This is a genomic window from Tenacibaculum sp. MAR_2009_124 (genome assembly GCF_900105455.1).
Taxonomy (GTDB): Bacteria; Bacteroidota; Bacteroidia; order Flavobacteriales; family Flavobacteriaceae; genus Polaribacter.
This window is the reverse complement of sequence record NZ_FNSF01000008.1, coordinates 433,823-456,969: the sequence shown is the minus strand read 5'-3', so window position 1 is coordinate 456,969 and position 23,147 is coordinate 433,823. Positions and strand designations below refer to the sequence as shown.

The 23,147-nt window shown below is 31.1% G+C and carries 18 protein-coding genes and 1 tRNA gene; 10 read left to right on the top strand and 9 right to left on the bottom strand.

From position 1 onward, the window contains the following. Window positions 1-607: 607 nt before the first annotated feature. The 4 genes from BLW23_RS22000 to BLW23_RS21985 form a co-directional block, all read right to left on the bottom strand. Window positions 608-2,173, bottom strand: a complete 1,566-nt coding sequence (locus BLW23_RS22000) for a protein adenylyltransferase SelO (protein ID WP_093674005.1) — start codon at window positions 2,171-2,173, stop codon at window positions 608-610. Between the two features lie 109 nt (window positions 2,174-2,282). Further along, complete coding sequence (locus BLW23_RS21995) at window positions 2,283-2,813, bottom strand: TPM domain-containing protein (protein WP_093674003.1); 531 nt, start codon at window positions 2,811-2,813, stop codon at window positions 2,283-2,285. A gap of 7 nt (window positions 2,814-2,820) precedes the next feature. Further along, window positions 2,821-3,315 carry a hypothetical protein gene (locus BLW23_RS21990; RefSeq protein ID WP_093674001.1) on the bottom strand — a complete coding sequence of 165 codons (495 nt, stop codon included), beginning with the start codon at window positions 3,313-3,315 and terminating at the stop codon, window positions 2,821-2,823. Window positions 3,316-3,324: 9 nt separating this feature from the next. Beyond that, window positions 3,325-4,383, bottom strand: coding sequence for a metallophosphoesterase (locus BLW23_RS21985; protein ID WP_093673999.1), 1,059 nt, complete (start codon window positions 4,381-4,383; stop codon window positions 3,325-3,327). Between the two features lie 133 nt (window positions 4,384-4,516). Between BLW23_RS21985 and BLW23_RS21980 the strand changes: the two genes are divergently transcribed. From BLW23_RS21980 to BLW23_RS21965, 4 genes are all read left to right on the top strand, one after another. Next, window positions 4,517-5,725, top strand: a complete 1,209-nt coding sequence (locus BLW23_RS21980) for a Pycsar system effector family protein (protein WP_093673997.1) — start codon at window positions 4,517-4,519, stop codon at window positions 5,723-5,725. A gap of 197 nt (window positions 5,726-5,922) precedes the next feature. After that, window positions 5,923-6,273 carry a hypothetical protein gene (locus BLW23_RS21975; protein ID WP_093673995.1) on the top strand — a complete coding sequence of 117 codons (351 nt, stop codon included), beginning with the start codon at window positions 5,923-5,925 and terminating at the stop codon, window positions 6,271-6,273. Window positions 6,274-6,308: 35 nt separating this feature from the next. After that, window positions 6,309-7,142, top strand: coding sequence for a type IV pili methyl-accepting chemotaxis transducer N-terminal domain-containing protein (locus tag BLW23_RS21970; protein ID WP_093673993.1), 834 nt, complete (start codon window positions 6,309-6,311; stop codon window positions 7,140-7,142). Between the two features lie 300 nt (window positions 7,143-7,442). Beyond that, window positions 7,443-8,489 (top strand): energy transducer TonB, encoded by a 1,047-nt coding sequence (locus BLW23_RS21965; RefSeq protein WP_093673991.1) that lies wholly within the window; start codon window positions 7,443-7,445, stop codon window positions 8,487-8,489. A gap of 83 nt (window positions 8,490-8,572) precedes the next feature. Here the strand turns inward: BLW23_RS21965 and BLW23_RS21960 are convergent, their stop codons facing one another. The 4 genes from BLW23_RS21960 to BLW23_RS21945 all read right to left on the bottom strand — a co-directional run bounded on the left by BLW23_RS21960 (window position 8,573) and on the right by BLW23_RS21945 (window position 17,078). After that, window positions 8,573-10,960, bottom strand: a complete 2,388-nt coding sequence (locus BLW23_RS21960; protein WP_093673989.1) for a GAF domain-containing protein — start codon at window positions 10,958-10,960, stop codon at window positions 8,573-8,575. Window positions 10,961-11,147: 187 nt separating this feature from the next. Next, window positions 11,148-13,919, bottom strand: a complete 2,772-nt coding sequence (locus BLW23_RS21955; RefSeq protein WP_093673987.1) for an outer membrane beta-barrel protein — start codon at window positions 13,917-13,919, stop codon at window positions 11,148-11,150. Window positions 13,920-14,096: 177 nt separating this feature from the next. Further along, window positions 14,097-15,404: a ribosome biogenesis GTPase Der gene (gene der, locus BLW23_RS21950; protein WP_093673985.1), complete on the bottom strand. Its 1,308-nt coding sequence runs from the start codon at window positions 15,402-15,404 to the stop codon at window positions 14,097-14,099. An 87-nt stretch (window positions 15,405-15,491) separates the two neighbouring features. After that, window positions 15,492-17,078 carry a choice-of-anchor I family protein gene (locus BLW23_RS21945; RefSeq protein WP_255362859.1) on the bottom strand — a complete coding sequence of 529 codons (1,587 nt, stop codon included), beginning with the start codon at window positions 17,076-17,078 and terminating at the stop codon, window positions 15,492-15,494. Between the two features lie 378 nt (window positions 17,079-17,456). Between BLW23_RS21945 and BLW23_RS21940 the strand changes: the two genes are divergently transcribed. After that, window positions 17,457-17,960, top strand: a complete 504-nt coding sequence (locus BLW23_RS21940) for a hypothetical protein (RefSeq protein ID WP_093673983.1) — start codon at window positions 17,457-17,459, stop codon at window positions 17,958-17,960. Window position 17,961: 1 nt separating this feature from the next. Here the strand turns inward: BLW23_RS21940 and era are convergent, their stop codons facing one another. Then, window positions 17,962-18,843 (bottom strand): GTPase Era, encoded by an 882-nt coding sequence (gene era, locus BLW23_RS21935; protein ID WP_093673981.1) that lies wholly within the window; start codon window positions 18,841-18,843, stop codon window positions 17,962-17,964. Window positions 18,844-18,982: 139 nt separating this feature from the next. Here era and BLW23_RS21930 point away from each other — a divergent pair. The 5 genes from BLW23_RS21930 (at window position 18,983) to BLW23_RS21910 (ending at window position 23,099) form a co-directional block, all read left to right on the top strand. Continuing rightward, a tRNA-Met gene (locus BLW23_RS21930) sits at window positions 18,983-19,055 on the top strand. Window positions 19,056-19,433: 378 nt separating this feature from the next. Then, window positions 19,434-20,009, top strand: coding sequence for a hypothetical protein (locus tag BLW23_RS21925; RefSeq protein WP_093673979.1), 576 nt, complete (start codon window positions 19,434-19,436; stop codon window positions 20,007-20,009). A gap of 11 nt (window positions 20,010-20,020) precedes the next feature. After that, entirely contained in the window at window positions 20,021-20,770 is a 750-nt protein-coding gene (locus BLW23_RS21920) for a prolipoprotein diacylglyceryl transferase (protein ID WP_093673977.1), read from the top strand. Window positions 20,771-20,774: 4 nt separating this feature from the next. Then, entirely contained in the window at window positions 20,775-21,437 is a 663-nt protein-coding gene (locus BLW23_RS21915; RefSeq protein ID WP_093673975.1) for a putative metal-binding motif-containing protein, read from the top strand. Window positions 21,438-21,491: 54 nt separating this feature from the next. Then, window positions 21,492-23,099 carry a leucine-rich repeat domain-containing protein gene (locus tag BLW23_RS21910; protein ID WP_176829909.1) on the top strand — a complete coding sequence of 536 codons (1,608 nt, stop codon included), beginning with the start codon at window positions 21,492-21,494 and terminating at the stop codon, window positions 23,097-23,099. Window positions 23,100-23,147: the final 48 nt, after the last annotated feature.

The window sequence follows — 23,147 nt, the reverse complement described above, 5'->3', positions numbered from 1 at the left end:
CGGATTTATTTTGAATTATTAAGTAATGTTTGATATGTGATTTTTTTAAATTCGTATATCGCTGATACTGTTTTTATTGAGAGGAATGTAGTTTGTTTAAATTATTTTCGACTAGTTTTTTTCTTTGAATTTCCCCGAATTATCAAGGGTGTAAAGAAGGAAAAAGATCACATTTAAGACATTTTTTTGCTGTATTTTTCTAAAACTATACTACAATTATACTCATAGATTATTTTTCAAGGGGAAATAATTTTTCTTTATGCAATAATCCCCTAAAATCTTTATTATGTTATTCGTTTACCTTTCATCTAATAAGAAAATTAATATTTACATTCCAAATCCTCAAGAGACTAAATTTTATTTAGATTTTAGTTTGAACTAAATTCCGAATCGTATTTATAGGTATTTTACCATTTACCAATTGAAATTACCGCAATAAAACATCTTTATTCTTTACAGTAATTTCAAATCATAACTGGTACTAGACTTTGCTTGAAGATAGAATAAAGAAAGGACGACTTGAAATTTCACAATCTTTAACTATTAATTCTAAAAGAAGAATGGTTAAAAAGAAAAGGTTTTGAGTTGTGCTTTTAGAATTCTATTTTTAAGAACTACAAGAAAGCATTGAGCATCCAACTTTGTTTCTAGCCCATTCTGGTCGTTTTGCAAACCATTTTTGGAATACAGGTTGTTCGTCATATGGCTTTTTTAGTAAGGTATATAGTTCATTTATGAGCTCATATTCCCCTTTATCGGCTTTATCAATTGCCAATTGCGCCATATAATTTCTCAATACATATTTCGGGTTTATGGTATTCATATAGGTTAATCGCTCTGTATCTGAGAGTGTCTCTTTTTGCAGACGTTCTATATAAAGTTTGAACCAATCTTCCCAATGTTGTTTTGTTTCTCCTTTGTACTCTATTTCACTATAGAAGGCTTCCTTAATTTTTCCGATGGCATCTGAATTACTGTCTGTTTTGTTAATTTGACCTAAGCTTCTAAAGAAAATGGTCATATCCGTTTCAATTAACTGAAGTGTTTCTTCAAGTTTACCAATAATCTCTTTGTCGTTTAATTGTGCTGATTTCAATCCAAGTTTTCCTCGCATCATGTCCAAGTACTTTTCTTCGTAAATAGGATTGTATTCTTCCAATAATTTTTGAAGAGGGTCAACTTCTTCTACTAAAGGATAGAGAGCATTGGCCAATTGAAATAAGTTCCATAGTCCAATATACGATTGATTCCCATAACGATAACGACGATGTTGGGCATCAGTAGTATTAGGAGTCCAACTCAAATCATAGCCTTCTAACCATCCATATGGACCGTAATCAATGGTCAGTCCCATGATAGACATATTATCGGTGTTCATGACACCATGAACGAAGCCAACACGTTGCCAATGAATTATCATATCAATGGTTCTATTTCTTACTTCTATAAAAAAGTCAAGATATTTGTCTTTACCAGAGCTCTTAATTTCGGGATAAAATTGGCTAATTGTATAATCGGCTAATTGTTTTAATATGTCGTTGTTTTTTCTTGCTGAATGTATTTCGAAACTTCCGAAGCGTATAAAGTTAGGGGCTGTACGACATACAATCGCTCCCTTTTCATATGCTGGGTTTCCATTATATAAAACATCTCTTAATACTTTATCTCCTGATAAGCTTAAAGAGAGTGCCCTTGTTGTAGGAATGCCAAGATGATGCATGGCTTCGCTACATAAATATTCTCTTATAGAAGAACGTAAAACAGCTAATCCATCAGCTGATCTTGAATAAGGGGTTTCACCTGCACCTTTTAATTGAACGGCCCATTGTTTATTATTATAATTAACTTCGAATAAATTAATAGCACGTCCGTCACCAAGTTGTCCAGCCCAATTACCGAATTGATGTCCGCCATAACACATGGCATATGGATGGGTATCTTGATACACTGTATTTCCAGTAAAAACATGAAGAAAATCGGAAGAAGAACTTTCCTCTTTGGAAATGCCTAATTCGTTAAGCATTTCATCCGAGACATGCAAAACTTCTGGGTTCTCGGTTTTTTTTGGAGTAACGTAAGAGAAGCATGCGTCTGTCACTTGTCTTCTTGAATTTTCCAAGTTTTTATCAGCTGGTAATTCTTTGCTAAAGGTATTGTTAATCTGGAGTTTCATAAAAATCAACTGGTTTTGTGCCTTATACAAAGATACAGAAGAATTGTGAGCTTGCACAGGTATTTATATGTAGGTCAGGGAAAATAGTACCATGATTAAAAAGTTTATTTTATTCCCATTTTTGGATTATTTCTTCAATGCCTTTTTTAATCCCAAAGTAATAATTACCCTCTTTGAATTGAGGAATAATCGTATTTTCTATAATGTCAGAACATATTTTATCTGTGAGTACTTTTTCTGTTCCATATCCAGTTACGATACTTACTTTTCGACAAGGCTTACAAAGCACAATAACGAGTCCGTTATCTTTTTCAGCGTTGCCTATTTTCCAGTAGGTAGCCAAGTCGACGGCAAATTTTTGTAAATCATTATAAGGTTCAATAGAGTCAACAGTTACAACAACAATTTGATTTGTTGTTTTTATATTGTAATCATATAAAATTTCACTGAGTTCTGTCTCCTCTTGATGTTTGAAAACAAAATCGTAATCGTTAATAATTGTACCGTTCTCTTTAGTGGTTTTATATCTTTTAATAGTTTTAAAATCAAGTTTTTTGTTTTCTTTTTGAACAGTTTTCGTTTTGCAAAAAGAAAAGTTTAAACAGATGATTATTAATAAAAAGTATTGAACGGTTTTCATAGCTATATTATCTTAGAATTTTTTCATTATGGATAACGAATATAACTCCTGACATTTTAAATTCTATATTAGTTATTGTTTTTTTGCCTAAATCCAGTTCTTCTGCAATCAGTATTGAGGTGGATTTTTTGTTACTAAAAGTTAGCTTAACTCGAGAAGGGATGTATCCTGTTGAATCAATGTACATGATTTTGAAATCAATAATTGGCTGATTTGAAACATGAATCCATCTTTCCGTAGCATCCCAAGTTTTAATTTTATCTAGAACAATATGCTTATTTGTTGGGTAATGTCCTTCTCCGAATTCAAAATATTCTTCATCTTTCCATGCCAAATGCCACCAAATGTCATTCTCCATTTGAATGTTTATCGAGAAATCGAAACAGTCAAAACCGTCATAGTAAAATTCTCGAAAATGATGGTTTACTTCGCGGTATTCGATCTTTTTGATTTTGTAACCAATGATATTCGCAATAATTGTATTTTCGCTTTTTTGTTGCAATTTTTTACATTACTTGGATAAGTATTCTTCCTTAAACTTTTTCTTTTTTCCCTTGAGAGTTCCTTTTGAGAATTTTTTTCCGTTTTTTATGAATAGTACTTCACCATATTTACCTCTTTTGATGCTTGAATCGACACCAAAGATTTTATGATTATATAATTGAACGACCTCTTTGTTTGAACAATGCCCAACAACAATATGATCGGAGTTCGTGCCATTTAAAATAGAATCTATTTCACTTTCAGCTAAGTTATCTCTAAAATATCCTCGGTACCAAATAGGTCCGTATTTACCGAAATAAGTAGCGTAAAATTCTGTAGCCCTCATTTCTTTTTTACTACGATCAATGGAGTTTCTCATGGTCTGGTTAACCTTTTCATGATTGTATCCGTTTGAAATAAACTTTTTCGAAATACCGCCATGTACGAAACTGTTACCATCAATTTTTAAAATGGTAGATTTTGAACGAAGCCATCTTCCTAAAACGGTTTGTTTTCCATACAAATCCTTATATTCCTTATTGAGCAATTTGCAAGTTTTTTGGTATTTCTTGTTTACATAACGGTCATCTCCAAACAACACCATATATTCGTGATTTCCGAGTAAGAAATGAACTTTCCCTTTTTTCTTTTTTGCTTGTTGCTCTAGTTTGTATATCAGCCAAAGCATTTCGTTTACTTTCGGACCTCTATCAAAAATATCACCAACAATAACCAAATGCCCTTTGCCGAGATTCCAATTTAAATTCTTATCGACAATTTTGTTGTTTTTCAAAAGCTTTATCGCTAAATCATATTGACCGTGAATATCACTAAAGGCTACTACTTTTTTTATGTTTTGAAAAGTGCTCTTTTCATTTCTAAAGTGAAGGGGGTAAGTGCCTTCAGCTAATTTTTTTGAAATGACTTTACCATTAATTATATTTTTTTCGATGAGTTGTTCATTTTCAATAAAAACATAAGGGCCATCGGTAAGGTTTGTATAGGAACTTTTTTTTTCAATTTGTTGAGCAAACAAATTGAAAGTTACAAAAAGTAATAGTAAGGTTTGAGTAAGATATTTCGTCATTATATAGTTGTTTCTTTACCAATATTTACTGGTAAGCACGGTTTTAATAAAATTTATAGTGAGGGTGATTTGTAAGCGAATATATTAAAAATGCTAAAGATTAGTTACATTTACATCTTAAAGTAGATAAATAATGAGTATTTTTTTAGAGAAAGCGGAGAATTATGCATTGGATTATTTAAATAATAATTTAGAAAAGAAATTTGTTTATCATAGTATAGCGCACACCCAGAGAGTTGTTGAAAAGGCTAAAGAACTTGGAGAATTAGAAAAGATTGAAGGAGAAGATTTAGAAGCATTAGTAATTTCTGCGTGGTTTCATGACACGGGCTACTCTAAAAGCTTAAAGATTCATGAGGAAGAAAGTGTTAGCATTGCTTCTGAATTTTTAACAAAGCAAGGAAAGGATAATTTAATACCTAAGGTTAGCGAAGCTATTCTTGCAACTCGAATGTCAGCTATACCTGAAAGTTTATTAGGTAAAATTTTAAGAGATGCAGATAGTTCTCATTTAGGGAGCAAGAATTACGATGAGTTTTCGGCATTGTTGAGAAAAGAATTAGAGCTTACTAAAGGTATTAACTTTACTGATTCTGAATGGATAGCGAATAATATTAATTTTTTGAGTTCAGGCCATCAATTTTATACCAAGTCTGCTATTAAATCATGGGAGAAACAAAAAGGAAAAAACTTGGCGCAACTTCTAAAATCTGAAAAGAAAGTAAACCAGGAGCTTTCTAAAATGAAACAAAAGAAAGAAGAATTAGCTTTAAAAAAGAATAAAATAGAGTTGCCAGAAAGAGGAATAGAAACCATGTTTAGGGTTGCTTTGAGAAATCATATTACTTTAAGTGATATTGCTGATACTAAAGCCAATATTTTACTGTCAGTTAATGCAATTATAATTTCAATGGCCTTATCTACTTTAATACCTAAGCTAGATAATCCATCAAATTCTTATTTAATAATACCGAGTATTATTTTTATAATTTTTACTGTAGTTTCGATAGTGTTGTCAATATTAGCGACGAGACCTAATATTACACAAGGAAAGTTCACTAAAGACGATGTGGCTCAGAAGAAAGTGAATCTTATTTTTTTTGGAAATTTCCATAAAATGAGTCTGTCAGAATTTGAATGGGCGATGGACGAGATGTTAAAAGATAGAGACTATCTTTATGGCTCTTTAACGAAGGATTTATATTTTTTGGGCTTGGTATTAAATAGGAAATATAATATTCTACGAACAACATATACCGTTTTTATGATTGGTATCATTGTTAGTGTCATTGCTTTTGCGGTTGCTTTTTATAATCAAGGACATGTAATCCCTAGGGTTTAGTATTGAGTTCTTATTCAATTAAGACCTTCATTGTTTATAAGGAATAGGAATAATCTTTTTTTAAATCTTTATGCAGACTTCCGTTAGTCTATAGATTAATGTGTTTAGTCGAAGGTAGTGTGTTGAAACAAAGAGAGTTTGTCTGTGTTTTGATAAAATAAATTACCTTCGATTAATTCAATTAATCCCCCCGAAACATGAAGAAATTAATTTTTATTTTATTTCTTTCGACCTCTGTGTTTTCTCAAACCGAAGAAGATTATAGTAAGACCTTGGACTTCATTAGTAAAGCTTTCAATGAACAAAAAACAGAAGCTATTTTTAAAAAGTTTAGTCTATCTCTCCAACGAAATTTTAGAGAAGAGGTGTTGAAGGAACAACTTGATAGCCTACTTAAAGATAAAGGGAGAATATCGAGCTATGAACTTATTTTTAAAGAAAAAGGTTTACAGAATTTTTTAGTGGAACTGGAAAATGCTTCGATGTTGCTTCTTATCAATTTATCTTCAGATGGAAAAATTAAAAATTTTGAGATAAAAGACTACTGATAACCTCATTTACTCAACAGAATAAAATACGTATTATGAAAATATCAATAAAAGTAACCTATACTTTTGTGCTTTTGTTTGCCATACAATTGTCTATTGCACAAACTGAATACGGAACATTAAGTTTTAACAAAGCCGTAAATATTTCCGGTAAGCAGAGAATGTTGACCCAACGAATGGGGAAGATTTATTTGTATTTATTAAATAACCCAACAGATTATATGGCCAAAAGGGATATGAAAATCGCACAAATTATTTTTGAGAAGCAAAATAATATCTTAGAAGAAAATACATCATCCAATGTTACAAAAAATAATATAAAAGAAGTAAAAAATACATGGGTCAAGTATGATAAATTCCTTAAATCATACCCTAATAAAGGAGATGCCTTAAAAATTATCAACACAAATTCTACCATATTAAGCTTTACAAATAACGTAGTGAATGCCATTATTTTAGAAGCTAATATTAAAAATAATAATGTGGGTATAGATATCGCAAATGAAGACAATGAGTTAAAACAAATAATTAATAAATCGGGGAGGCAAAGAATGTTGTCTCAGCGATTAGTATTGTATTATTTTGCAAATGGAAATGGGTTAAAATCTTTGAAGTCGCAGAATATGCTTAGAGATGTATATGAGGAGTTGGATAGTACCTTAAGCGATCTTTTGATTTCTAGTTTTAATAATGACAGAATAGATAATGCTTTAGGAGATGTAATGGCGAAATGGGAGGGTATCCAAAAAAGTAATGAGCGTTTATTTAAACAAGGCTATGAAGACAAAGAAATCTATGACTTGAGTAATGATTTAACAAAGTTATTCAATAGAGTTACAAATTTATACGAAAAATTGAAAGTCGAATAATACAAATAGCAATTTTGGATTTTACTAATATCTTAAAGAAATAAATTCAAGAAATAAGATGCGTAAGTGTTATTGATTGTAATTGTGTGTGTGTTTTTTTTTTTTTTTTTTTTTTAGCTCATTGATCTTTAGCAACTTGTGTTTTGCCGATGATTTGTTTCCGAAGAAAGAATAAATGAAGTATTATTAAAATGATATCATAAATTTATGTTTTAAATTAAAAAGGCACAACTGTCTTTACTTTCTAAATAAGGCGAGACTTTCGGTTGTTTTTTAACCCCCAAAATCAAAAACTAAGCCATGATTTTAAAAACTAACCTAACCATTTATTTTGCATGTGTTTGTTTATCCATTGGAGCACAAGAGAAACTGTGTGAAGAAAAAGAGCATATTGAAGATTTGAATGCAATTAGTAAATGTGTCATAGAAAACTTCAAAAAAAATAAGAACGATGGATATTTAAAGATTACTGCCAGAAACCGAATTGTACGATCAAGGAATAAAAGCGATGATAACGATTTGGAAAATATTAGAATAAATATAGCAAAGGTTTCTGTTGAAAAAAGAATTCTAACTATTGAAGAGGTAGATCGTTCTCCTATTTTCGAAAACAGTAATTCATTTGCACTAGAAGAACAAAATTTATCTTTTGAGGAGAGAGTGGATAAATATATAAAATCTACTTTGATATATCCTTACAACGAATTTAAGGCTGGATTTGAAGACGAGGTGCTAATTACTTTCGTTGTCGATAGTAATGGTAGTATATCAAATATTACTTCAACAAGTCCAAAGAAAAATAAATCACTGGAAGATGCGGCAAAGAAGACAGTAGCTAATTTACCAAAATTAAAACCAGCAATGCATGAAGGGGAGGTGGTAAAAATGAAATATGAGGTTTGTGTTGACTTTAATTTAAACCATGAAGGAGCTATTCAAGACAGTTCTCTAGCGGTAGAGGTAAACTTAATACAATTACCTAACGATTTTATACGCTTTGATCAAGTAACAGAAGAACCTACTTTTATTACATGTGCTCATTATTCTGATTTTAAAAAAGAGAAATGTGTAAAAGAAACGATTGTGAATAACATCATGGAGAATATGGTGTATCCATTTGATGCGGCATCTGAAGGAATTCAGGGTAGAGTTTGGGTTCGTTTTATTGTTGATAAAGAAGGTTATGTTACTAGGATAACAACCAGAGGTCCAGAGAATGGAAGTTTATTAGAAAAAGAAGCAGAAAGATTGGTGAAGTTATTACCGAAATTCTTGCCAGGAAAGCATAATAATCAATACGTGAATGTAGAGTTTTTTATGCCTATAGATTTTGAATTAGAACAATAGATTATTAGTTGATAATAAAAATGAAAGATCCTTAAACAATGTTTAAGGTCTCTCATTTTTTAACTTTTAAGTATATTATGTTACTAGTTTAATTCATGTAAAAGTTCATCAAGAGTAATAGTTTGCTCTTCTGAAAAATCAGACGAATATATAACCTCTACTCGAATAGCTTTTAGCCCAGAAACACCTTGTAAATCCTCTAGTTCGAGCATTTCTACAGAACCCAATAGATTTTTAGACTGTAGATATTTTATGTATTTTAAATACTCAAGAGCATCCTTATCTTGCGAATAAACAATTGAAATTTTCCCAGGAATAGTTAAACGTTCATTCGTGTTTTTTATATGCGATTTATCAATTCTTTTTTTGATAATTTCATACCTAATATTATAAGCTCCATCAACATCAAATTGTTTCTCTTCCATCCTAAATTTAATGGCTAAAGAATTGCTATGAACTAATATAAGAGAAGCTACTTCTAAATCATGTGATAGTGACTTCCTCGTTTGATGAGCTAGATTTTCCATTTCACACATGGTCTGTAGTTGCCATAAACGAAGATTGTATAAGTATAAATTGTCGTATTTTTTTTCTTTTGTAAGAGATTGCCCTATATACATGTTATATTCAACGCCATCAGTTTTATATCTCTCAAAATAATGAGGAAACATAGCTTGGGCTTCTTCCTGCTTATTATCTAAAAACCGGGCGAGCTTATCATTAATTTTAGTAACACTCTCTTCATAAGATTTTCGTTTGTTATAAACAACATGCAAGTTTTCATCCAAACAGGCAGTGTAGTCATTAACAAGCTCTTCTAGCTCATCGCTAACTTCTTTTATGTGGTTGAAAACTGGATAAATATCTTTTTTTAAAAAATCTAATATACCTACTTCATCACCGGCTTTTAAGCCCGTTTCAACATCAGTTAAATATTGATTTACTCTAAAAATTAACTCCTCATAAATTGGAAGACTTTCTGTTTTACAAGCTTCGTTTAAAACTTTTATGGCTAATGAAAGCTGTGTTATTAAATCTTCTTTAATAGCTGTGTTTCTAGCAATAGAAGATCCTTTTATGTCTATTTGCCCGTATAAAGGATAAACATCTTCAAATACAATTTGTTCAATTTTAGCATCTTCCTTTTTGGCATAAATGGCATTTTGATAATTTTCCGCAGCTTGGTAAAAACGCCATTTAACTGATGGATGAATTGAAGTATAATGCTCTTGAATAGTAGCTTCCAATACATTCATAAACTCCTCTGAGTTTCTTTCCGCAGCGGCTTCAAAAACAGGAATAATATCCTTCAGCTTTTGCTTGTTCACAGAATTCAACTCATATGCTCTTGGAGAAGCTATTTCTAAAAGTATTAAATCTTTATTATTGGAAGTTTTAATTGGAATTAAAATAATGCTACCCACGTTAATTTTCTTTAATCGTTGGTAAAATTTGTTTTCCGTTGAATAAAAGCCATATGTTTCAATGTCAGAGATAACAACATCTTCATTTTCATTGAAAAGACTTGAAACTATCTTATCACAAAAGAAATCATTACAAGTTAATATTGTTCCTTCTTCGATAATAATACTCTCCGATTTTTTTACTCTTGGAGGCTCAATTTCCATATTACTAACATCAAATACTGAGAAACCAACTTTTAAATCTTTAATAGCGTAAAATTCACTTAAGTTGCCTCTAAGTTTATCAATGATTTTACCATCATCTTTTTCAAGAAGATTTGTTCTAATGGCAGTTAGTGTTTCGTCTGAGGTTACATCAAAAAGATTCATAATACCAAAACCTTTAAAAATATAAGAGTTTGGAGGGAATTTTTCGCGCCAAATATCAAGATTACCAAAATTATCGAGAAGTAATTTGATATCTTCATCAGTAATTTTAGGAGCATTTTTAGTTGGAACAATTTCCATAAAATCACCATTAAATGCTACTCTATAGTGTTTGGTAACACCAAGATTTTGATCTGGGATATCAAAGAAAAAAGGACGTTTTAAATCTACAGGACGATTGTATACCGCAGCTAAAATTAATGTACAAGCATGTATATACATTAAATTATCCTCTAAGTTTCGAACTTGTAAGTTATAATCTTCTCCAGCATTTGCCAAAACACTCTTAAAGCGTTCTGTAAATTTAAACGATGTGAATGAAAAAGGTATAGTTGCCGCCTTAATTTCATTATTCGTTAAAATTTCTGGAAAAAGGGCGTCTAAAAGTAAACTGATAATTTCCTCATGCTCATTTAACAATGAAAAGTCAGAAAAACCATCAATTAACGCAGGATATTTTTCAATTTCTCGAATCATAACTTTGGATGACTCATGAAAAGGATGATCTTTAAGTTCTTCGCTTCCGTATTTTACGAATAAATCAAAAACTTTTTTGAAGCTTATGTGCAGCTGCAAAGGAAGCTCAAGGTTTTGAGTATCGTTTGTGTTTCTAATCTCCATTATAGTAGTTTTTCCCCATGTGCAAATTTACAAAATACTATTGTATAGTCGAAATAGCTTCTTATGGCTTGCTAAAAGATACGAAATTCTTACAAAATCATTTTATTGTTAACAAAAAAGCTTCATTAGATTAAAGAAAAAGCCATTACTGAAACGTAATGGCTTTGATACAATTTAAATGATTTTGCTAGAAGCGAAAATTATGATCTCTAATGTTTCCTTTTTTTCCTAAACTGTTAAATTTCCAGCTAAAACCGAGCATCAAATATTGTTGTAAAACAGTACTCTCTGAGTCTTCTATATAGTTTTGTGTAGCTCTTCTTCGTACATTGTTGTTTTGATTGAGGAGGTCGTACGCTTTTAGGCTAATACTACCTTTATCTTTTAATACGGAGTATGAGAGAACAGAGTTCCAGAACCATGCGGATTTATTAAATCCAATTACATCTGGGTTATAACTGTATCGAACATCATTATTCCATTCAAGTTTTTTGAAGAAATTGGCTCTTGATCTTATATTCAGATTATGACGGGTAAAGTTCTGATTTGTGAAATTATCCAAATCAAAAGTCGTTTTAGATAAATTTACAGTATATCTTGGTTCAATCATAAAAACTTTATTCCATTCTAGTGTAAAACCAATATTTGGTGAAATTGAGGTCGTAGTCGATTTGTATTGCACATCGTTAAAGAAGTTAATATTTCTATTTCCACTTAAATTAAGTCCAGTTCTTATATTAATTGTAGTAATAGTATCGATTTTAATTTTTTTGTTATAGTTCGCTCCTCCCCATATGTTGTAAAACCCATCAACATTTTCAAAGGTTGTTGTTCTTTTAAAATTGCTGTCTACAACACTTTTTGAAACCACTTGGTTATTTACAAGGCTTCCGCCAAAATAAAGATAAAAACCTGTTCTTTTTTGCCAATTGAATTTATTGAAACTTAAATACATTCTGTGTCTTTCGGTTGGCTTTAGAAAAGGATTACCAGTAACAATATTTAAAGGGTTACTTACGTCTGAAAATGGATTTAATTGTCGGATACTCGGGGCATCACTATCCAAATTATAACTCAGGTAAATTCTAGCTTTTGAATCAAATCTATATCTGAAATCTGAATTGAATATAAAAGAATTAAAATCTTTCTGGAAGTTTAATTCAGGCCTTAATTCATCTTCATTTTTTAAGTTACGGTTTAGCACTCCAGTGTTTATATTGAATCGAAATTTTTTCGATTTATAGGCTACGCCAGCCGTAGGAGTTTTAGAAATATCGTTAGAAGTAAAGTTAGAACTTAACTCCGTGTTGAACAAATCATATTGGCCGTTGGAAGTGTTTAGGTCAAACGTACTTTTAATGTTTTCTCTCTCATAGCTTCTATAATTGTACTTAACATCAAAGAACAATTTTTTTGAAACAATGGCATAGCGATAACTCATTCGAGTTCTTAAACTTGTTAAATTATTACGTTGATCGCTAAATTGGTTTCTTTCTATAATAGAAGGACTTGTTCCAAATGTTTCAGCTGAGGAAATTACATAGTCATCGGTATCAGATTTGTCAATTTGATTGGTAATCGAAGTTTTTATAAATGATCCGTTTTTACCAATTCTTTTTGTGATATCAATATCATTCTGAAAGTTTTTGGCTGTCGATGATGATCGTGAATTAATGTCAGATTGATTGGTTAGTACTCGATTTTCATCGTAAGTTTCCTCGGTACTTTGATATGTTCCTGATCGGTCATTTAGTACGAATTTTGGTGAAACATTGATTAAAAATGTGGAATCAATTTCAATGTCAAATTCGGCATTTACACTATGGTTATCATTCTCATCGAAGGAAGAGGAGCTATTATTGGAAAAATATCGACTATCAGGAAGAATATTTTCTCTGTTGTTTTTTGAATCATTGTTTGATGAACTCCCAGAATAGAAATAATTTAAGTTAACATCCAAGCCTTTTTTATAAGTGTCAGCATAAGTCATTCCAGCTGTTTTCGATTTTATAATACCACTTCCACCTCCAAAGCTACGTCCGTTCACATTAAATGATCCATTACCATTAACCCATATATTACCGCCACCGCCGAACATTTTTCTAATTTCTCCAAAACTAAATCCTGGAGAGTTAATATTGTTTGTACTAGCAAGAACACTTATTCTTTGATCATTATCAAAACGATTGACCATAGTGGCTCCTTCATAACGCTCATCTGTTCCAGCTCCAGCGGATACTCTACCAAACCATCCTTTGTTATTTTCCTTTTTTATGGTCAGGTTTATGGTTTTATTATCACCATCGCCTTTTTCACCACTAAATGCTTCAGATTTGGTTTTGGTGTCAGTAACCTGAATTTTTTCAATAATCTCTTTTGATAAATTCTTAGTTGTAATAGTTGGGTCATTACCGAAGAAAGGTTTGCCATTCACTAAAACTTTATTTACAGTTTTCCCATTTACGGTAATTTTGCCTTCTTCATCTACATCAACACCAGGTAGTTTTTTTAATAAGTCTTCAACATTTGCGTCTTTTTTAGTTTTAAAAGACTTTACATTAAATTCCAAAGTGTCTTTTTTTATGGTTATCGGCGCTGAAGATTTTACTATAACCTCACTTAAAAGATTGTCTTCAGTTAAATTAATAGAGCCCAAATTATGACTAGCATTTTTTGATAAGTCTAAAGTCTTAGAAAAGTTTTTCATTCCAACGAATGACACTATAAGCTTTAAGTCTTTGTAAAAAGACTTTCCTTCTAGTTCAAAATTTCCTTTATCGTTCGAAATGGTGTAAGATACTACTGAACTATCTTTTATTCTTTCTAAGTATACTGTAGCTGATTCAACGATTTTTTTATCTGTTTCTGTTTGTATTGTCCCAGATATATTGAATGGAAATGATTGAGCAAAAGTAATCGCAGATGTAAACATTGCGATAGCAATAATCAATTTTTTCATAAATCCCCCGTAAATATTTTAAATTAGTTTTGTCCAACCTAAACAACGAAGGATTTTTTTTTTTGTTTCAAATAAGAAATAAAAAAAATCCTATTACGAGTTTTGGCTTAAGCTTTTGTTTTCTTGGCCAAAACTCGTAATAAGATTGTATATCTCTGAGTTAAAGATGTGTTAAAGTTATTTTTGTCTAAAATAAATAGTAATTGGAACTCCCGTAAAATCGTAGTGTTCTCGTAATTTATTTTCAATAAAACGTCTGTAAGGATCTCTAATATACTGTGGTAAATTAGCAAAGAAGGCAAACTGAGGAGTTTGAGTAGGTAACTGCATACAGTATTTTATTTTTATAAACTTTCCTTTCGTTGCTGGAGGTGGCGTCTGTTGAATGATTTCTAACATAGTTTCATTCAGCTTACTTGTAGGAATACGACGTTTTTTATTTTGATAAATTTCTACTGCCGTTTCAATTGCCTTGAAAATACGTTGTTTAGTTAATACTGAAATAAAGATTATAGTAACGTCTGTAAAAGGAGCTGTTTTTTCCTTTATTTGTCGTTCAAAATCTCTCATGGTATTGGTTTCTTTCTCAACCAAATCCCATTTGTTTACCAAAATAACAATACCTTTTCTGTTCTTTTCAGCAAGCCAAAATATTTTTTCATCCTGTCCTTCAAAACCTCTTGCAGCATCAATAACTAAAAGAGCAACATCACAATACTCAATTGCTCTTACCGCTCTCATAACAGAATAAAACTCGAGATCTTCTTTTACTTTCGATTTTTTTCTAATTCCAGCAGTGTCAACAAGATTAAATTCGAAGCCAAAACGATTGTATTTGGTATCAATCGTATCGCGAGTGGTACCAGCTATGTTGGTAACAATATTTCTGTCTTCTCCAACAAGAGCATTAATTAATGAAGATTTTCCGGCATTTGGACGTCCAACAACCGCAAATCTTGGTAACTCATTATCTACTTCTTCTTCATCAGGTTCAGGCATTTCATCAACAATGGCATCCAATAATTCTCCTGTTCCACTTCCATTTACTGAAGAAATAGTATAGTAATCTCCCAATCCTAAGTTGTAGAACTCTACAGCATCTGCATCACGCATGGCGTTGTCAACTTTATTAACAGCCATAAGAATAGGCTTTTTTACCCGACGTAATATTTTTGCAACAGCATCATCCATTGGTGTAATACCTTGCTCAACATCAACTACAAATAATATGATATCGGCTTCATCAATGGCAAGTTGAACTTGTTTTCTGATTTCTTCTTCAAAAATATCATCAGATCCAACAACATACCCTCCCGTATCAATAACAGAAAATTCTTTACCATTCCATTCTGATTTTCCATAGTGTCTATCTCTAGTAACACCACTCACAGAATCTACAATGGCTTCGCGACGTTTTATTAAACGATTGAATAGTGTAGATTTTCCTACGTTAGGTCTTCCTACTATTGCTATAATATTACTCATTTTGCAAAGGTAGTGTTTCTATAAAATAAAACAACTATTGATTCATAATCAATAGTTGTTTTATTATCAATAATTTCCGAAATCTTTTTATTTAGAATAGATGTTTAAAGTAGCATCGTCTGGATGCTCGTTAGAAACTATTAAAAGAGTTTTTCCATTAGGGCTATCAGTTGCATTAACTATAAGTAATCCTTCTGGTGAGGTATTTCTTAATCTTTGTACAAAAATTGGATTGTGAATATCTTTAATATTGTAAACTAAAACATCTCCACTTCTTTCCAGTCCTATTACGGCATATATATTGTCTCCTTCAATAAAAGTTGTTACTGCTTCAGGTTCTGTTCCTTTATCATCGGATCTTCCTTCAGGGTAATTTCCGAATTCGTATAACGCTTTAATGGTAAAGTCATTTCCAGAATCAAACATTAAATTACCTGTCGTATTCCAAATAGAGAAAGAACGAGCTCCATATCCGTAAATTTGATCAATATCACCATCGTTATCCGTATCTCCATTAGCAGTAGTAACTTTTAAACGACCAAGATTTTCCTTTTCTTGCAATTCCGTAGCATTAGGGTAAGCCGCTGGGTCTAGCGTTAGGTCATCAACTCTTACTTCTTCTGAATAACCGTCATAATCTCTCGAATCTCCTTCATTGGCAGTGATAATATAACCGATACCATTTATCTCGAAATAATCGATAGCGTCAGGTTGATAAAAGCTTAAAACTGGCCATGTTTTTAAATTACCTACAGTATCGTCTTTATCACTTAAATCAAAAAGAAATTCAGAATAATCTTTTGTTCCTAAAGGATAAATGTCGGTAATTATTTTCGAATCAATATCTAGCTTAGCAATACCGTTATTTTCTTGCAAGGCAATAAATGCAGTTTTAGAATCTGATGAAATTGTTATATACTCAGGCTCTACATCTATACTTAGATCAGCGCTAGGACCAAAAACTCTAAATCCTTGAGCTTCCAAAGTTGCTTCTTGAGAATTAAAATTATCGAAGAAAATTTGATTTGCAGTTTTGGCCTCTACGTCAATTAATGTTATTGACCCTTTGGGATCAATAGTATAGTCATCATTAGGTTCTCCTTCATTGGCTGCGAGTATGTATTTTCCGTCTGGTGTAAAAGTAACCATGTCAGGCAAAGCACCAGCAGAAATTTCTGCATAAGGAGATGTTAAATTGTCTGTTTTAAAGATAACTACCTTACCATTATCTGTTTTTGTAACAGCTTCTACGGCAATAGCTAAGTAGCCATTGTTACTTGCCACACTGTTAACATTTCCTCCAAAGGTGGTTACATCAATAGCCGTTTTGATTTGAGGAGAGTTTATATTCGAAATATCAATTACTTCAACTTCTTTGGCTTCAGAGTTGGTAGAAAAAATAGTTTTGGTAGCTGCATCATATGCTGAGATTTCTGTAATACCATCTCCTAAAGCGATTTTGGCAACAGTAGAAAAGTAAGTAACATCTTTCCCGTCCGCGCCATCATTTCCATCATTTCCGTTGACACCATCGGTTCCATTTATGCCATCTACTCCGTTAATACCGTCTTGACAAGAAGTACATAAAAATGTAGTTCCTATTAGAACTATCCCCCAAATTTTTACATTTTTTAAATTCATAATTCTATCTGTTTTTAAGTTGTTAAAACTCATTCTTATAAATGAATTTAAGGTTAGCTAATTCGAAATTTTAGATTATACTTGGGACGTATACTACTTTACATTGTTAACTATGTTTTTCGTTTTGGTTAATAAAGGGTTATTAAGGGATTTAAAAATTGAGATCGGGTCTTTCTGATATGCCGATAATTTTTTAAATTGTAAGTCATACCAGTTGTATTTTAAAAAATTGGTAGATGTTTGTTTTATATCAGAATGTAAGAGGTTTTTAAGAAGTGAAAATTGAATTGAGAACAGTGTTTTAGGTTTAAAAATTATTTTCCGTTTCTAATAATTCCACTAAAGTTTCATCATATTTTATACGAAATGAATGCTCTAAAATAGTGGACGAAAAAATTAATACTATAAATTATGGATGATAAACTGTACAACCAAATTTTTTTAAAACCAAGGTTTCAAATGGATTTTGATATGAATGCTAGTGACTTATTAGAGGAAATAAAAAAACTCGTTAATGTGGAGCAACGATATAAAATGAAGGTTAGAGATCAACATATTATTATTGATATTCCTGAAGAAGACAGTCACTATTGGTCGCCTCAATTACAAATAGAGGTTGAAGAGCTAATAGGAAATAAAAGTAAACTAAAAGGGCTGTTTGGTCCAAAACCTCAGGTTTGGACCCTTTTCATGTTTATTCATTTTGTGATTGGAACAGCTTTTTTAATTTTTTCCATTATCGCTTATAGCAATTGGTCATTAAATAAGAGTATATTTTTTCCTATTGTAATGTTAATAGCCTTACCAATTTTATGGATACTCCTATATTTCATCGGAAGCGTAGGAAAAGCAACTGGTGAAAAGCAAATGCAGGAATTAAAAAAGTTTATAAAACAGGTTTTAAAAAAAATATAAACTAATCTTTATAACCAAAACGTTTCAATTGACGATCGTTGGATCTCCAATTTTTATTCACTTTCACATATAAGTCCAGAAAAACCTTTTTCTTAAAAAAGTTTTGAAGGTCTTTCCTTGCATCCGTTCCAACTCCTTTTATAGCACTTCCCTTATGACCAATAATAATTCCTTTTTGAGTGTCACGTTCTACCATAATAACGGATCTTATTTTTATGATATTTTCTTCTTCCACAAAATCTTCAGTTTCTACTTCTACTGAGTATGGAATTTCTTTTTTGTATTGTTGAAGTATTTTTTCTCTAATAGTTTCGTTTACAAAAAAACGTTCAGGTTTATCAGTTAATTGATCCTTAGGGTAGAAAGGAGGTGCTTCTGGTAAAAGTTCTATAATTTTATAGAAAACGGTTTCTACATTAAATTTTTCAAGAGCAGAGATTACATAAACAAAAGAGTTGGGAACTTTTTTTCTCCAAAATTGGATTTTTTCTTCAACTTCCGCCTGAGAAGATTTGTCAATTTTATTTAATAGTAATATAACAGGAATGTTGCTATTGATTATTTTTTTGAAGAAGTCTTCATTTTTTAATTCCTTCTCACCAATTTCAACCATATAGATTAAAACATCAGCATCTTCAAAAGCAGATTTTACAAAATCCATCATAGATTCCTGTAACTCATATGCAGGTTTAATAATGCCTGGTGTATCTGAAAAAACAATTTGGTAATCGTCATCATTAACAATCCCAAGAATACGATGTCTTGTTGTTTGTGCCTTTGATGTAATGATTGAAAGTTTTTCACCAACTAAGGCATTCATTAAGGTTGATTTTCCAACATTTGGGTTTCCAATAATGTTTACAAATCCTGCTTTGTGTGTCATGCTACAAAGATACATGGTTTTTAAAGAAGAAAACGTTTTTTTAATGTGTTGTTATTGTTTTGGTTATGTTTTTTTTATATAAAATCGTCCTTATAATTTGGGTAGAACAGAGAAAAGTACGTACCTTTGCAGAACAAATCGCGGGATAGAGCAGTAGGCAGCTCGTCGGGCTCATAACCCGAAGGTCACTGGTTCGAGTCCAGTTCCCGCTACTAGAAAAGCTTCACAAATCGTGAAGCTTTTTTTATTGCTCTCAACTTAGGGTTTAAAAGGATCAAGACTAAGAATGGATCAAGACTAATAGTTGTGTTTAAGCAAAGACTTTTGTTAATCTAAAATAAAGAAGTCCTAATCTTACTTTCCTTACAAAAAGAAATCGTAGCATAATGCTATTTGGTATTCTGGAAAAATGCCGTTTGGTTAAACGGCAGTAAAAGTGCAGAAATCATGAATTTATAGTAATATAGAAAATAGTGAAAACTATTTAATCCACTCAAACTAATCGTTCCTCATATGAAATAGGCCTTTACTTTAATCATTTGTTTTTAATGGTTTAAAGCAAAGTAAGTTTGCCTTAAAGTAATAATCATATGAACAATAGTAAGAAGGTACTAAACTTTATTTCCTTAAGTGTAATAGCGATATTCTTTTTAATACATATAACGAGTTGCAGTGATAGTGATGGTACGATTACACCAACAAATAATACACAAGAATATTTTAAGTATACTATTAATGGAACAGAAAGGATTTTTGATGTAAGTATGACGGCATATCGCGTTATAAATCCTAATCCAAATTATCAAAAGTTTTTTTTTAGAGCTGGAGCCACGCAACCTGGAGGAGCGAGTATTTATGTGGATGGAAACTTTACGTTTTCCGATTTAAGTTCTTTTTTAGCTACGACAAATGTACCTTGGGGAGCCCCAGATCCGAACACAAGTGTATTGGGTTTTTATTTTGCTGAACATACTGCTGCAAATAAATTTTTCCCAACAGCTTTTTATGCAACGAGTCCAATAGATTGTACTATTGTTATGAATGCAAACAATGTAGGAGATTATTTAGAATTTACTTTTTCAGGGACTTATACAGACGCTATAGATAGTTCTATTAATGGACCAATTACAGGTTCAGGAAGAATGAAAAGAGGCGCTGACCAATAAAAATTACAGTTATGTTTCCAAAGTTATTTGAATTTCAAAACATAATAGTTTATACGTATGCTTTTTGTGTTGTTTTAGGGACATTACTTTCCATTTTATATACAAAAAGACAAGCTAAAAGAGAAAGAAAAGTTAATCTGCAAAATTCTTTTTTCTATCTGATTTTTATAGCAGGGTTTATTGGTGGAAAGCTATTTCTGTTTTTTGAAAAACCATTTTATTATATTCAAAATCCGGAAAATATCATTAATATATTTTCTGGCGGATTTGTCTTCTATGGTTCTTTTTTATGTTGCGTGTTCACTATTATTTGGTATTTGAAAAAACATAAAATACCTGTGTTACCTATGTTAGATATTTTAGCGGTTACTACTACCATCGTACATGTAATTGGCAGAATGGGATGTTTTTTTGCTGGTTGCTGTTTTGGTAAACCAACCGATATAGCTTTTGGAATGGTTTTCCCTAAAACCAACAATATAACCGTTCATCCTTCACAATTATATGAAGTTTTTTCAATACTTCTAATTTTGATTACACTGCTTATAGTGAAACAAAAAAAACAATTTAACGGACAAGTATTTCTTTTGTACGTTTCATTTTATGCGATAATAAGAGGTGGATTAGAAATCTTTAGAGGCGATAAAAGAGGTTTTATAATAGAAAACTGTCTTTCTCACTCACAATTTATAGCCTTATGCTTATTGGTAATTACAGGCTTTTTTTATTTCAAGTTAAAAAACAAGAATCATTTAATATAAAATCATGAAAAATTCAATTATAAAAATTATTCTTCCAGTAACATTATTAATAACCGCAATTCTTATTGTAGGTCCGGGATGCACTCAAGATAATATTCCTTGGTGGTATAAAGATGCAGATGGTGACGGATTTGGAATTTATGAAGATAGACAACAGGCTTCGAGTCAGCCTAGTGGATATGTTGATAATACAGATGATTGTGATGATACCAATGCCAATGTGTTTCCAAACGCTACAGAAATTCCTGATAATGAAATTGACGAAGATTGTAATGGGAAATTTGCTTATACATTTTATAGTGATAAAGATGGTGACGGATTTGGAAGCCCTTCTCCAATAGTTGTAGAAATAGATAATCATACTACAGCACCTAATAATCATTCGTGGTTTGCTGGAGATTGCGATGATAATGATATAGCGATTCATCCTAAAGCAAATGAAATTCCTAATAATGGAATTGACGATAATTGCGATGGAGAAACTGACGTTATAGAGTATTATATAGATGCGGATGGAGATGGATATGGTTCGCAACAATTTTCTGCTGCACAAGGTGTACACAACAAGTTAGACTGTAATGATACAAACAATGAAATTCATCCATATACTAGAGAAATTCCTAATGATGGTATAGATAGTAATTGTGATGGAAATGATAATACTTAAAGATAAAAAAGCACTGGTTTTAAAACTGGAGAAGTTTAAACGAAAATGAAGATTATGAAAACAAAATTACTTTTTTTTATAATAACTAGCCTTTTTACTATTCAGTTTTTTAGTCAATCGACGACATATGTACCTGATGACAATTTTGAACATTTACTAATTGCTTTAGGTTATGACTCTGGTGCTTTAGATGATTATGTATTGACTTCTAATATTAATACACTTACAACTTTAAACATTTCATCAGCTAATATTGCCGACTTAAGTGGTATTGAAGATTTTATTGCTCTACAAAATTTATATGCAGATGATAATAATTTATCTAATGTTAATTTATCCCAAAATACCGCATTAGAATTGCTGTGGATAGATAATAATCAGCTAACAAATTTAGATGTTACATTGCTTACAGGTTTACAAGACTTATCTATTGAAAATAACCAGATAACAACTATAGATTTGAGTCAGAATCCTAATTTAATGTACTTAGGAGCTTACAACAATCAACTAGCAAGTTTAGATTTAAGTTCAAATACCAATTTGCAAGAAGTATTCTGCTATAATAATCAATTAACCAACTTGAATATTAAAAATGGGAACAATGCCAATATAACTGGTTTTATTGCAACTGGAAACCCAAACTTAATTTGTATAGAGGTGGATGATGCTGCTTGGAGTGCTTCAAATTGGGTAAATATTAATAGTACAAGTAGTTTTAGTGAAAATTGTACAGTTTTTAACTCAACCTATGTGCCAGATGATGTTTTTGAAAATTATCTAGAAACCCACAATGCATATGGAAATGTGGTTACTATTGGAAACCCAACAAGTATGGGTAATGGCATTGCTAGTGACAATTATGTTACTACGGCAAATATTAATACAATAACTGACTTAATGTTAAGAAATTTACCTATTGCAGATTTAACAGGTATTGAAGATTTTACAGCACTAACTAAATTACATTGTATTAATAACCTGTTGACTAACTTGAATTTGTCTGCTAATACTGCTTTAACAGAATTAAAATGTTCCCGTAATCAATTATCCAACTTAGATTTATCTGCAAACATACTTTTAATGAAATTAAACTGTAGTGATAATCAACTATCTGATTTAGACTTGTCATTAAATACGGCTTTAATAGATTTAAATTGTTCTAATAATCATTCTATGAGTAGTTTAGATATGACACTAAATAGCTCTTTAACCAGATTAAATTGCTATAATAACCAATTGACTAGCTTACATGTTAAAAATGGAAATAACGCTAACTTTACAAGTTTTAACTCATCAAATAACCCAAATTTAATTTGTATCGAGGTCGATGATGCTACTTGGAGTGCTACAAACTGGACTGATATCGATGCTGCTTCAATTTTTGTAAACAATCAAGCAGAGTGCAGTAGTTTAAGTGTTGATGAATTTCATGCTACTAATTTTAGTACGTACCCAAATCCATCACAAGGAATTATCACTATTCATGCTATAAAAGAAGTAAGTCTTATTATTTACACTATTCATGGAAAAAAAGTTTTAAAAAGAAAGTTAACTAAAGGTAATAATGAGTTATCTAATTTAAACCTTGCTAGTGGAGTTTATTTATTCAGATTAAGTAGTGAAAATGAATCTATCACCAAAGCAATAATAATTAAAAAATAAATAAGTTGAAAACATTATAAACTCTTATAGTTTTAACCCAAACCCTAA